General features: G+C 38.1%; 16 protein-coding genes and 1 CRISPR repeat array. Of the genes, 10 read left to right on the top strand and 6 right to left on the bottom strand.

Annotated elements, in window-relative coordinates:
* The first annotated feature begins 22 nt into the window (after positions 1–22).
* A CRISPR array of direct repeats spans positions 23–196; the repeat unit is 36 nt; unit sequence CTCTAGTGCTTCACCCGAAGCGGAATTAATGGAAAC.
* Positions 197–406: 210 nt separating this feature from the next.
* Complete coding sequence (locus tag F6K15_RS27675) at positions 407–2,572, top strand: AAA family ATPase (protein ID WP_293067185.1); 2,166 nt, start codon at positions 407–409, stop codon at positions 2,570–2,572.
* A gap of 602 nt (positions 2,573–3,174) precedes the next feature.
* Entirely contained in the window at positions 3,175–4,119 is a 945-nt protein-coding gene (locus F6K15_RS27680) for a tyrosine-type recombinase/integrase (RefSeq protein ID WP_293067188.1), read from the top strand.
* 162 nt (positions 4,120–4,281) lie between these two features.
* On the opposite strand, the gene F6K15_RS27685 is transcribed toward F6K15_RS27680, so the two are convergent.
* From F6K15_RS27685 to F6K15_RS27695, 3 genes are all read right to left on the bottom strand, one after another.
* On the bottom strand, positions 4,282–4,590 hold the full coding sequence (locus F6K15_RS27685) for a hypothetical protein (RefSeq protein WP_293067190.1): 309 nt from the start codon (positions 4,588–4,590) through the stop codon (positions 4,282–4,284).
* A gap of 41 nt (positions 4,591–4,631) precedes the next feature.
* Positions 4,632–5,096, bottom strand: coding sequence for a hypothetical protein (locus tag F6K15_RS27690; RefSeq protein WP_293067193.1), 465 nt, complete (start codon positions 5,094–5,096; stop codon positions 4,632–4,634).
* A gap of 272 nt (positions 5,097–5,368) precedes the next feature.
* Entirely contained in the window at positions 5,369–5,515 is a 147-nt protein-coding gene (locus tag F6K15_RS27695; RefSeq protein WP_293067196.1) for a hypothetical protein, read from the bottom strand.
* Between F6K15_RS27695 and F6K15_RS27700 the strand changes: the two genes are divergently transcribed.
* On the top strand, positions 5,514–5,651 hold the full coding sequence (locus F6K15_RS27700; RefSeq protein WP_293067199.1) for a hypothetical protein: 138 nt from the start codon (positions 5,514–5,516) through the stop codon (positions 5,649–5,651). The two genes, F6K15_RS27695 and F6K15_RS27700, sit on opposite strands and share 2 nt — an antisense overlap.
* A gap of 74 nt (positions 5,652–5,725) precedes the next feature.
* On the opposite strand, the gene F6K15_RS27705 is transcribed toward F6K15_RS27700, so the two are convergent.
* Positions 5,726–5,956 (bottom strand): CopG family transcriptional regulator, encoded by a 231-nt coding sequence (locus F6K15_RS27705; protein ID WP_293067202.1) that lies wholly within the window; start codon positions 5,954–5,956, stop codon positions 5,726–5,728.
* Positions 5,957–6,190: 234 nt separating this feature from the next.
* On the opposite strand from F6K15_RS27705, the gene F6K15_RS27710 reads away from it, so the two are divergent.
* The 6 genes from F6K15_RS27710 (at position 6,191) to F6K15_RS27735 (ending at position 10,882) form a co-directional block, all read left to right on the top strand.
* Entirely contained in the window at positions 6,191–8,029 is a 1,839-nt protein-coding gene (locus F6K15_RS27710) for a hypothetical protein (protein WP_293067204.1), read from the top strand.
* A 56-nt stretch (positions 8,030–8,085) separates the two neighbouring features.
* Positions 8,086–8,889, top strand: a complete 804-nt coding sequence (locus F6K15_RS27715; protein WP_293067207.1) for a hypothetical protein — start codon at positions 8,086–8,088, stop codon at positions 8,887–8,889.
* Between the two features lie 63 nt (positions 8,890–8,952).
* A complete protein-coding gene (locus tag F6K15_RS27720; protein ID WP_293067210.1) occupies positions 8,953–9,570 on the top strand; it encodes a hypothetical protein in 618 nt (205 codons plus the stop codon).
* A gap of 71 nt (positions 9,571–9,641) precedes the next feature.
* Entirely contained in the window at positions 9,642–9,833 is a 192-nt protein-coding gene (locus F6K15_RS27725) for a hypothetical protein (RefSeq protein WP_293067213.1), read from the top strand.
* A 112-nt stretch (positions 9,834–9,945) separates the two neighbouring features.
* A complete protein-coding gene (locus F6K15_RS27730) occupies positions 9,946–10,455 on the top strand; it encodes a hypothetical protein (RefSeq protein WP_293067216.1) in 510 nt (169 codons plus the stop codon).
* Between the two features lie 151 nt (positions 10,456–10,606).
* Positions 10,607–10,882 (top strand): hypothetical protein, encoded by a 276-nt coding sequence (locus F6K15_RS27735; protein WP_293067219.1) that lies wholly within the window; start codon positions 10,607–10,609, stop codon positions 10,880–10,882.
* 136 nt (positions 10,883–11,018) lie between these two features.
* On the opposite strand, the gene F6K15_RS27740 is transcribed toward F6K15_RS27735, so the two are convergent.
* Both F6K15_RS27740 and F6K15_RS27745 read right to left on the bottom strand, forming a co-directional pair.
* Positions 11,019–11,180: a hypothetical protein gene (locus F6K15_RS27740; protein WP_293067221.1), complete on the bottom strand. Its 162-nt coding sequence runs from the start codon at positions 11,178–11,180 to the stop codon at positions 11,019–11,021.
* A 207-nt stretch (positions 11,181–11,387) separates the two neighbouring features.
* The gene (locus F6K15_RS27745) at positions 11,388–11,942 is read right to left on the bottom strand and encodes a hypothetical protein (RefSeq protein ID WP_293067224.1); all 555 of its coding nucleotides are present in this window, start codon (positions 11,940–11,942) and stop codon (positions 11,388–11,390) included.
* 86 nt (positions 11,943–12,028) lie between these two features.
* Between F6K15_RS27745 and F6K15_RS27750 the strand changes: the two genes are divergently transcribed.
* Positions 12,029–12,979: an XRE family transcriptional regulator gene (locus F6K15_RS27750; protein ID WP_293067227.1), complete on the top strand. Its 951-nt coding sequence runs from the start codon at positions 12,029–12,031 to the stop codon at positions 12,977–12,979.
* Positions 12,980–13,099: the final 120 nt, after the last annotated feature.

Consider the following 13,099-nt stretch of genomic DNA (forward strand, 5'->3'; position numbering starts at 1 on the left):
AATTTTCTGAAATGTAAAACCCCTCTAGTGCTTCACCCGAAGCGGAATTAATGGAAACGTATTGCATTAGCTGGTTATGTTTTGGTGATCTCTAGTGCTTCACCCGAAGCGGAATTAATGGAAACATCTCTAGAGAACAGGAGATTAAAAAGAAAAAAGCTCTAGTGCTTCACCCGAAGCGGAATTAATGGAAACGACAACACTTGCAGTAAAAAATGCACCCGGCGCTTCCATCCATACAAAAATTTGATTAATCAAAAAAAGAAAGCTAACTGTCAAAAGTTAGCTTTTTTTGTGGCTGATACCAATTTCAATCTGCTATACTTAAAGATAAGCTCGCTATAATTTCACATCTCAAAACCAAAAATTTAACGCTGCAAAACTGATACATTCAGAGACACCACAAATGAACAAACCTTTAATCTGTCACTTCCTTATCGGCACTCCAGCATCAGGCAAATCAACCTTTGCCACCCAACTCGCAACCCAAGACAACTACACCACCGTCTCCACAGACGCAATACGCTCCAAACTCTATGGCAACGAAACCATCCAAGGAAACTGGCACGACATCGAAACCATCGTACTAACCAAAATATCAGAAAGCATCACCGCAGGCATTCCCGTCATTTACGATGCCACCAACGCCTACCGCCCCTACCGCATGGCCATACTAGAAAAACTACCCCAACAAAACTGTTACTGGATAGCATGGCACATCAAAACCCCTCTAGCTATCTGCTTAGAATGGAACAAACAGCGCACCCGTCAAGTTCCAGAAAAAATCATAGAAAAAATGTTTCAATCTCTAAAAAACTTTCCGCCCATAGTAGCAGAAGGCTTTGCAGCAGTACATACTATTCACAACAGCACATTCAACCCTAAAACAATACAGCAAAAGATCGACTCCCTCACCCGCAGTAATATTAACCGCAAAAACCGCACCTCCTCCCTAGAATTTCATTCCTACTCCCGACTCAAAGACTTCGATCGCCTGATACATTTAATCTCTCTACTCATTCAATATCCCGGTCTCGGCAATTTACAACAAACCACACCCGATGTACTAATCAATATATTTGGAGAGCAACCTGACTTTCCTGACGCTCTTGCTGAGATAGTAGGAGTTATGGCCTTATTAAAAGGAGAAATTTATGCAGATACAGAAGCGATCGCCACTGACTTAGTCTGGTTAGAAACTAACGGTATCGTGGCACAAAGGCAAACTGTAGATGCTGCCATGTTAGATGAAGAGATACTACCTTTGAGTAAGCCAGAAGACAAAACTCAGAAGTCAGAAACAGAGAAGCTTAATTATAATGAAGAAAATAATAACTGTTCAGATATATATGATGGAAAATCAGATATTATTGCTCATCCCTACTCAGATGTTGCTCCATTTAAAAGGTTAATAACAGCCATCCGTCTAATATTAAACCGACCATTTCTCAGAGAAAACGACAAGAAAAGTTTAGACGTTTTAGCAGAAACCTTATCCCAACAACCAGGAATGGGGGGAGACTGTCGCGACCAATTTCGTAAAGATGTAGAAAATATTCTCAAACCATTTCAAATATTACCAGACTTTCCGATGCGTCACGGCTATTTTGCAGGTACAGGAATTTTGTCGCGGTATGAATTGAAATGCTTGCAGGATGTATTGCGGGCGCAAGTTAAAAGTATGGAAGACCCCGTGGCTTTATCTATTTATCGGCAATTTTCCCAACGGATGGGTTATTCTAAATTAGAAACTTCTCAACCTTATCCAGTCAGAGCGATCGCTCATCAGTCGATGATAGATTTAGACTTGCTCTCGGAAAATGTATTATCTCGGAAACTCGAAGTAGTAGAAGATATTATTATCAAAGGAAAATTAGTTGAATTAGGGCGGTTAAAAGGTAAAGGAAAATTTACTGGAGATGCCGAAGGAACATTTGCTGCTTGGTTGTTGCAGATAGTCTTTTTCAATAATGCTTGGTATTTAGGTTTTGAATGTGAGGGAGGTTCATCAGATGGTTTGTTACGGTTTGAACGTCTAGATAGGTTATATATTAGTCAACATTTAAGCAAGTCTCGCCCACAGCAACAACAGCTCCGAAATTTACAACGATTACAAAAACTTTTAGATGCTAGTTTCGGGATATTTTTAGGTTATTCTGCTGCCGACCAAAGTAAATTTTTAAGTAAGAAAAAGCTAGATAAAAAGCAAGTAATAGTAACAATTGAATTGTGGTTTGATGAAGAAAAATTTAAGTTTGTGTGTGAAAAAACCAAACGGTTTCCATCGGGAAAATTGCAAATGTCACCTCCTCCTAAAGGTAGTGGTTTTGTCAAAGATGAAGAGTATCAAAAAGTTTTCCGTTTGTCAGGTACACAAAATCGACGTTTTCCCCATAAGTTTCGAGTGGAATTACCTTGTTGGTGTTTAAAAGATGTGAATTTTTTAAGTTGGGTTATTGGGTTTGGCGGTCATGTGAAAGTAGTTAAACCAGATGAATTAATTGATAGTGTTTATGAGGTTGGGTTAGGTATTGTTGAAGTTTATGAGGGGAAGGGAGAAGGAAAAGAATAAAGTTGAGCAGCGATCGCCAAAGCGATCGCAACTAACAATTAATAGTTACTTCTTCCTCAAAGGGAGAGTTGTAGGAGAGGAAATTATAACTTTTGTCTAGGAAAAATTACCAAAAGACTAGATATTGTGAAATTGAGCCACAAGTTGCTAAGAGCAACTTTATCAATCGATTTAGCTGTTGTCAAGAATTATGCTTTGCTGAATAAATTTTAATTGTTAATTTTTAGACGATTCACCAAGTGGTGAATCATCCAGATTGGACATTGTTTATCCAGTAGGCCAAGACTTTGAACCTGACGATAAATTCAACAAGTCAAATAATTTTCGTGGCCTTTTAATCTAATTTACAGACTTTTATGGCTAAATTTTCAGTAGATATAATTAAGCCATTACTAACTAATTTATTTTTTATACAAACAACAAAAACTCAAGTAATCGTGCTAGAATAAAATATAGAAAGCAGTAAAGAATAAATACATAGACACGCAAAAGTATTAAAAATATCTCAAACTAGAGAGAATTCAAAGGTAATAAAAAGAGGATAAAAACTGTGACAAAATAACTCTTGATAATTGCACTTTTGAAGAGCTATTAGAGTTATCATGGAAATTCTCTCTAGAACTGACCAAGGCCACCTTAAACTCACTGTCCCTGTCCCTCTTAACCAACATCCTGTGGGGGTTTATTTGGCCTCTTTAAGTCCTGGTTCTGTTGTCACTATGAGACAGTCTCTCAACACTATGGCCTCTCTACTGACGAGGGGTGAGTGTGATGCCATTACCCTTGATTGGTCTCAACTCCGTTACCAACACACCGCTGCACTCAAGGTGGCCCTTAGACAAAAATATTCCCCATCCACTGTCAATAAAATGCTTTGTGCTTTGAGGCGGGTATTAAAAGAGGCTGTTCGTTTGGATTTAATCGATCCAAAAGACTATTCACACGCAATTGATTTACCGAATATGAGAGTTCCAGGAAAACCTAGAGGTCGCGCCCTCACCCGTGGTGAAATTACACGCATCATGGAGGTTTGTCAGTCAGATGCACCAATAGATGTGAGAGATACTGCAATAATTGCTATCCTACGGGGTACGGGTTTGCGTCGAGCTGAAGTGGTTAATTTAGATACAGAAGATTTTGACCCCACAACCGGAAAGGTGCTGGTTCGTCTGGGGAAGGGAGGTAAGGATAGAATGGTTTATTTGCCAGAAAGTGCGATCGCGCTTGTGGAAAATTGGTTAAAGGTAAGAGGAGAAATACCTGGGCCGTTATTGTGTCCGGTTAATAAGGGTGGCAACTTACAGATGCGCAGGATGTGTCCTGATGCTGTGTTAAAGATTTTGAAGAAGCGCGCTCTACAGGCGGGTGTTGAGGAGTTTAGCCCCCATGATTTTCGGAGAACATTTTGTTCTGACTTGTTGGATGCTAATGTAGATATTGTGACTGTTCAGAAATTAGCAGGTCATGCTTCACCCGTTACTACAGCGAAGTATGATCGACGGGGTGAGGAGACTAAAAAACGGGCGGTGCAGAATTTAGATTTTTGATACTCAACAATAATTATGAGCTTTATCAAGCATTTTATTTTTCTTGGCGGGCAACACTTTTAAACGACTTTCACCTCGATTAAGTTGCGTGAGATTTCTCCGGCGATAATCTTCTTCATCCACATAATTAATTTTTTAAACATAATAAAATTTTTAGATAGTTTATAGTACTTTCTTTGCTATTTCATAAATTGTTATTGCAAATATTATTATTATTGTACTTGCTCCAATTATTTCTACTAATTTAATAGTTTTTTCTATATCTTCTAATTCTTTATCTATTTCCAATAGCCATAATATCAAATCTCTAAACTTTGTGTTTGACCATTCTAAGATATCTAATATATAGTTTAATTCCTTGTATAATTCTAATCTTTCACATATTTCTATTAATACTGCTCCAGGAATTTTAAAAACTATTAAATCACTAATTATTATAGGTACTATTAGTATATATTTTAAAAAAATCATTACGTCGCTGCTTCAAGTCTTTACATATATCATATATCATATCAACGCAAAAATAATTTAGCCAGTTTGTTAGTCCCAAATAATACAATCAAAAAACCAAATATTTGACCGATACTTGCATATAACTCTGGTTGAGGTGACTTAGCCTCTATTAGTTTTATTGTTTCATAAACAATCACTACCAATATTGTTAGTAACATTGTGAACACAGAAAATGAAGTGGCGTAAATATATGCTGAAGTTATCTTACCAGCTAGCTCTGCTTCCTCTACATAATATGTTATTCCAAAAAACAACACAAGAAAACGTCCGATATTTTTGCTTTGCCATTCTAATATGTACAATATCCAGTCTGATATATACAATATCCAACCTGATATATACAATCCTATATAACGAAATAATATTGATAAGATTATTCCAGGAAAATAAAGCACTACAAAGCTACACAGGAAAATAGGAATAACTAACATGACTTTTAAAATATTAGTTAAATTAAAATTCATCTTAAATAGTTACTACCTCAAGTTTATACATACATAATAATAACGCGAATAAATGCGTGCGTGTATTGCTCATTCAATTTGCTACTAACTAGAAATACTATAGTCGTAGTCGGCGAACACATTTCAGGCCGCCAGCTAAACTTTTTCCCCAACACGGCCGCAAGAAAACATACTTGCCAAAATACAAAAACAAGTCAGTGCGGTGTCGGTTGGGTCGCTGCGCTAAAAAGTTTGCCTGAAATGTTTAGTGTTATTCGGAATATTTAAGCCATTTAAAAGATAATATCTGCATCTATTTCTTCATTATTATTTTCAGTTTTTCCACACAATTCTCGATAGTTATGAGGCAACCATTTAGGCCATTCTATCTCACCTTTTTTCTCCCCTAAAACCAACCACAAAATACCACCGTTTGCCATGCAAACATCTGGAATGCTTGCTGTATCTTGCTTTCCACAACTGCCGTTTGAAACGGAGGGTGGTTGTGGAGTTGCGTTTGAGGCAACCCAAATATTTCAGCGTTCGCCCTTTAGCTATAAACAAGCTTTCCGATAGCAAATGCTACCGGAAAAACAGATGCAAAAAAAAGACAAGAGCGATCGCTTATTGTTAGTGCTTTTTATTGAACACTATTTACCAGCAGAAGCACTATCTGCCATTTCCTCCTGACATTCTAACCAAAACCCTATAGCTTCTCTAATTATAGCTGATTTTGTTATACCTCTCTGCTTGATTATGCGTTCAAGGGCTTCGTTCTGACTTTCGATTATCCGGCCCGCAACAAATACCGTGCGCTCTTCTGGATCAACGGGCGGGAACCAAGCTGATTCTGCATTTTTATTTCCTAGTGGGGCTGACATTTTGACTACTTCCTTTGTCATGTTAACGGACTATGGCCTAACAATAACACAAAAATTTTTTTTCTGTAAAGAGTTGACATAGACTTGTTAACGGTCTATAATAATAAATATAGCTGGATTGATTACTAGCTATAGGACAAAAAAAAGGACACCGCCCGCTCCTACCAAAGTTGAGGCAATGTCCTTTAAATGTCCTTCATAGTCCATAAACAAGGAACCGGGAAGGCAAACATTATGTTACTGAAATCCCAAACAATTATCAAGCAAGAAGAGTTGGTCAGTATTTTAGAGACTCAACTCAAGAAAGCAAAATCCCGACTGACTGAGCTAACAAAAGCTGATACCAAGATTAAGTCAGTTGTTGCAGAACTAGAATCATTACTGACTGAGTATCCAGATTACAAACTACTGGTAAGCGATCGCCTCAAGCTCTCCGAGAGTGAAGCAGGCACAACAGGGCCAGTACGAATTGAAATTGAACAAGAGCTTGACCTACTTGATACATTAACAGAAAAGTTAGACAGTGCTTCTGAATACAAACTGAAATTTGGTCGCATTGGCAATACTGTAGCAGTGGGTTATGGCAACAAAATGATAGGCAAGTATGGCCTCTCAGATTCACAGATTTGGAGGGATACATTTTTATCTGATTATTTGATTAAAGAGCATGGTATCCAATTTGATGATCTCAAGCGTGATTTTAATTCTGAAACTACTCCTCAAGATGTGGTAGAAGCTTATGATTCATTGTTCGGCGAAGCTCCTCCACAAAATACGCTACATAACGAAAAGATTGAAAAGATTGAGAAAATTGAATCTCCATACTCATCTGAAGCAGAAATAGCTCAATTAATTGAGGCACATGACCAACTCTCTCAAAGAAATCAGCCTACGGAACAAGAAATTTCCGCATGGACTTCTGGACATGAGCAGGTACAATCTGTAGTATCACCGATTCAATCCGACGACGAAGAACAAAAAATTGCTCTGGTTGAAAAAGTATTGTCAGAACTGGATACTTTTGAATTTTCAAAGACCCGAGGCATTCCCAAGATAGCTATGTACATAGAAATTCAAGGCAAATCTTTAGGAATGATTTTTACCGACAAAGGTGATTTATTAAGCACTACCGAGCTTGAAGAAAACTTGATTAGGACTTACGCATTAGATTTACCTTTACTCCTAAAGGATGTGAACGAAGGTAAATCTATCACTCTTGAAAATTATTGCTTATCTAAAAAATCAGAAGTAGGCAAAGTTCAGCAGCAAAACAAGCCTACAGCTAAGGCTACTGTCGAAACTTTAAAAGCTGCTGATGTTGAGCAAGTAGAAATGGTTCAAAAACCTGACCCCACGCACTCGCAACTGAAGCAACAATTGTTGAGCAAAAAGAACAAATCAGAATTAGAGGAATTTAAAGCATCCATAGGTGCTCCTAAGGCTCTTGAGATTTGGGAAAGCTGCACCCATGCCGAGCGGAATCTCATAAAGTGCATCAACGTCGTCGCGGATTCCAAGCGAGCTGCCTTACCCTTTGACTTAGTTGGTTGGCACAACGCTCTAGGGAAGCTAGAAATAGCCCGGTATGTAGGTTTTTACTTATATGGCAAGCAAGTAGAGGATTCCAAGCGGGTTATCTACTTAGTAAAGCATGACACATTCAAGATAGTAGATAAGCGATCGCTCAAAGGAGTAGATGCAAAGTCTCAAAAACCTTGCCCTCCTGACCTTGTGATTAAGTTAGAAGCTGCATTAGAAGCACAACCAGAACCAGAGCAACCTACAGCCCAGGAAATAGCTAATAATAACTTCACAGGACTAGGTCCCGCCAAAAAGGCCCAAAGTTGCTCACCAACTGGAAAACTGCCAGAGGAGCCAGCATCCAAACCAAGCGTCGAAGCAGGCGACATCATTGAAGTACATACCAAAGATAGCATCGCTAACGGTAAAACTGTTGAGGTGAACTTCGTCAAAGAAGATGGGACAGTACACGTTGTCTGGGATGGTAAAAATGTATATATTCCAGCAAGCGGATACACGATATTTTCCAAAGGACTGGGCCTAAAAAAATAATCAAGTCATCTGAGGCGCGTAATGATTCCGCCTCCACCCTAGACGAGGCGGAAACCTTGGATGACTATGTTTACATTCCAGATGATTTTGATTTTAGCTTTTTGTACGATGACGACGATCCTAGCTGGCTAGATGCAATCATTGCTGAGATTGAGCAATTAGAAGGGTTTCGAGTCGAACATAACGAATTGATTCTAAAGGTTTGGCATTATGGAACTGAGGCTGGAGCTTGTTATCATCTTGGCAGTCATCTAGATATCACACCCACACTAATCAACGAACTTGCAAAATATGATTTAGACTTGGAAGCCTTCATGGCAGCGTCGGACATCAACTACCAGCTCATCACACATAAGTCAATCAAGCATCCTATTTTCAGACCAGACCTACATTTGAGTATCCAGTGGTCAAAAGATTTGCACCCCAATGACGGGTACATCAACGGGCATTATTTTGGATACCACCGGAATTACTACCACGGCGACTATATCGAATTAGTATATCGCCATCAGATTTACCAGTCCAACTGGTCACACAACCCAGACTATCTAAAACCTTACTTTGACGCCATCTGGAAAGAAATCCAAGAGAAGGAAATCTTTAGGCATCCCAAGGAAATCAGTTTAGGTAGTAAGGTAGCCAATTATTTGCCCTGGGGGTTTAAAGCCTACAAGGTAAAAGGTAGCGCTGGTAGTCAGTGCAAAATCCAGAGAACTATCAGACAATACTGTTATCTCAAGAAATGTGGGAATCAATATTACATCAGTCCTACAGAGGATTGGCAATTTATAGCACGGGTCACACCAGATTTATTTAAAGCGGTGGGAATCGCATTAGAAATGATTGGTAGTTCAAATTGACAAAAAACCTTCCTATTTTCGGAAGGATAACAACCAAAACAATTTTTTAAGGAGAATTAGACCATGCAAACATTTAATGTATTTGGAGAAGTAGCAGAAAACTCGATCCTCGTACCCGATTTAGCTATCGGGCTTCGCAACAACTGTCAAGGGGGAGTTTGGACGCTCGGTGATAGTCCAGCAGGTGGTAAATTGCACTGTTCAATCCTCAAGTTTAGTAAATGGTTTGGGGACTTGGGTAGTACAAGTAATGAATTATGGGGTCAAATTTTTCTGGTTGCTGAACCCGGTAGTTCAGAGGATATTCCGGACAATTGTGTAATGGTATCCTATATTAAAACCCGCTCCCTATCAGACTTTAATCGCCTAATCGTCCAGTTGCAGTCCAAAGGTATCAATCCAGCTTTGGGGGTTTTTGCACCCAAATACATAAAGCACTCGAAAAGCTTACAGGACGAAAAAACAGCCGTCTACTATAGTCTTGAATGGCATTGGAGAGAGAGGACTGAGGATGATAATAGTATTGAAAAATTATCTGAATGCTTGCAATTTAGCGATCGCCTGATAGATTGCCAAGGTACTGCAAAAATGCAATGTTTGGATGGTTTGTCTGCTTCTGAAATCCGGCAAATTATCAGCGGAGGACAGCAAGATAAATTATTGGTTGGAGCTGAATCTTAGTATATGTGGCAATTCACACAATTTTTACAGTCACCAGTCACAATTAATTGATTTTAAGGAGGTTCGAGTAAATGTTAGTAAGCGATAAAATCAACGAAATAGCCAGAGAAATGTATCGACTTGCAGGTTATACGGTCAGAGAAGGATATGATTTCTTTGGAGCAACACATCCCCAGGAAAAGAGAGCTTTATATCAGGCAATGGCTGCTTGGGAGATGATATTGGGGGACTCTCCCGATTTAGAATCAGATTGGTCTGAGTAAGCCTTTTTGGTTAGCTCAAATCAATTACTTTGATTTGCCAATATATGTGCGTAATTGGCAAATCCCACCAGGAGCATACGGAGATTTATCTAGCGGTAGTTGGTAAAGAAAAATGGTTACAGACATTGGCAAAATTAGTAATATTTCCTCATTCCAGGATTGGTGCGAAAGCAAGCACCGCCTAATGCGTCGGGGTAGGTACAAGTTAGATTTTAAAAGAATATTTTTGACTTTAGGATGGAGCGTGACCCTGGACAAACCTCCTCTCTATTTGCCCGCGCACAAAGACGAACGGATGGACAAACTAGCGAGCAAATATTGCCAAAATTGGAAAATATCTTTGCTGTGCTACTACGAAAAAGGAGGTGGTATTAAACCACATCGAGATGCCACGGGGTACGGGAAAATCGGATATTCTTTGAGTACCACCGATTTTTTGTTCAAGCATGATGGGACACCGCATTCTTGCAAAGCTGGTACTATCTATCAATTTGAAACTAAGAAAGTGCATGAAATACCGCCACTCCCGCAATCCAGATATACTCTAATCTGGTGGGAGCCAGATTGGCAATATTGGGAAAATTATTGGAATCAGGTGCAACAACTCGAACTACCTCTTTAAAGGTTTTATGCAAAATGAAAATAACTTTGGAATACAAAATACAAGATTGTTGTATCGGGTTGTTTTGGAAGACAAAAGCAGGTAAACTTCACATTTACATATGCTTGCTTCCTTGATTTTCCATTCATATTGTACTAAATAGGAAGGAAAAATGAAAGAGTGGACTGAGAAAACTTACCTTTGCTGCTGGTACAGCATGAGTAGAGTGAATCTTTATAGGCTATTTGAAATATGGCTTGAAGATCGTATGTATGAATGCGATGACCTAAGTATTGAAGATATCACAAGCCTGGATTATGGAGGCTGTTGGTCTGATGCGGTTAAAAAGTGTAGTCCCGAAGAGTATCTGATTATCTATGAAGGACACATAGCATTTCATAGAGATTTAAGAGAAGGGAAAGAAGTAAATATGCTTAAATCTATCTAAGATACAAACGGAAAGTAACTGCGATCGCATAGATGCAGCAATAGCTCAATGGTGTAATTCCATTGGGTTGCATCTAATAGGTATTTTTATGCAAAATTAATTAGCTGTCAATTATCTATTACTAAATATTCATTGGTTATTGAATAAACTTAACGTATAGATGTTTAAAAGTCAACCTAACTATGCGTGGAATTCCAAAATCAATAGGTTTCTTAATTGTGGGTAACTGCCAGTTTTCTACTTCCAATTTAGCAGGTTTTTCCGAGGGAGTAGGAAATTCACTACGATTGATCAACAATACTTAATAATATTTCCTAATATTAGTATTAGTATTAATATCAAAACTCCGTATGCAGCTATTTTGGGTATTAACGTTCCAAATATAAATCCAGCTATAAAGCATAATATTAATCCGATTATTATTGATACTAATAATACTATTGCTTTATTCCTATAATCTTCAATCATACTTTCTTATTGTTGAATTATTTTACAGTATGATTGTTTAATTATACATGGGACTTGATATACTTCTAAACCATTCCAAATAGCGTTTTTCTATTTCATTCCTCCTGTTAAAATTAATTTCTTTATCTGCTGCTGTAATTGGAAATAGTTCATCTAAATCTTTTTTGTGTTCTTCATACCACAAATCGAATAAATGTTCTTCTAAGTATACTCTCTCTAGATATTCAAAACTTTTAGGATTTCCTACAAGAGTATTTGCGTTTATTCTTGATAATTTCCAATCAATTTGTTTGCGGATTTTATTAATCACAACTTCATCACTATCATCAAGCTTAATTACTACTTTACTTTGTACGATAGGTATATTTTCAAAACGAATAAGTTTCGAGCTGAACTTAAACCTTTGAATCAAACTCTTGCTAATTTCGTTGTCGATCAAAAGATACCAAAAATCTCTATTATAATGTATACTTCTTTTGAGATAACAACTTTTATAAATCCAGGTAATATTATTAAAGCTAACTTTTGAGTTGATAAATTCAACTTCAAAAAGTTGATCATAATAGTCAAAACTTTCACCTAAATACTTCATAATTTATAATTTAATAACTTAATAATTTTATGTCTACAAACGGAACTCTATTCTAACATCTTATCCTTACGCAAGCAGTAACATTTATGAACAATATCCTAATTAACAATGTCCTTGACAACATCAAACTACGACATTTGGGAGAGCAACTCCAACAAGCTCGTAATAAATGCGGTATGACCCAAGCTGAAGCTGCAAAAGTCATTAATGCTGCAAGGACCACAATGGTTGCCATTGAAAAAGGAGAACGCCGTGTGAAGGCAACCGAACTAATTAAACTTGCTCGTGCTTACGGAATATCCGTCAGTAATTTTGTGCGCGTTCGCCCAGTAATTGAACCTTTTAAGGTGCGGTTCCAGAAAGCTTATCGGCAAAATGAAGTAGAAAAATTTCAGGTTGAATCTGTAATTGAGCAATGGGAGAAGTTTTGTCAAAATTACCTAGAGCTTGAGGAGATTATGAATGCACCGCTTCCACAAAACTATCCTCGCGAGTATGAGGTGAGTAGGATGCCAATAGAACGTACTGCCGAAGCTATTGCAGTTGGAGAGCGTCAACGACTAGGACTTGGAGATGGACCTATTCCTTTACTTCGGGACACCTTGGAGCAGAGTGTCGGACTGCGCATTTTTTACTTGAAGATGCCATCAAAATATTCGGAGGTCTACACTTATGATGAAAAGCTTGGTGGATGTATGGCAATTAATGCTAATCATCCTGAAGAAAGAAGACGTTGGTCTCTAGCGCATGGATATCTACATTTTCTAGCTCACCGACGTAAGTCTGTGGTTGGCTTAATTGAGGGACAATACAAAAGGATGCCAGAAAGTGACCGACTTGCTGAAGCTTTTTCAAAATATTTCCTGATGCCAACGAGTGGTTTACTAAAGCGGTTTTATGATATGTGCCGTGAAAATAAAAATCAAAAATTTACACCGACTAATTTATTTATTCTAGCTCATTATTACGGTGTGTCTTGTGAGCTTCTTACTTATCGGTTAGAAGAAATGGAACTTTTGCCTTCTGGAACGGCGTAGATCGAAGGTTCGTGTCACCAGGTGCAACGTTGTAAAGTTTTGTAAAGAAAACGTACCTGCGTGTTGGCAACTGTCTGAGCGCAAAAGATGAAATTGACTTTCCACCTTCGTCTATTAATT

The sequence above is a fragment of the Okeania sp. SIO2B3 genome (assembly GCF_010672525.1).
GTDB lineage: Bacteria > Cyanobacteriota > Cyanobacteriia > Cyanobacteriales > Microcoleaceae > Okeania.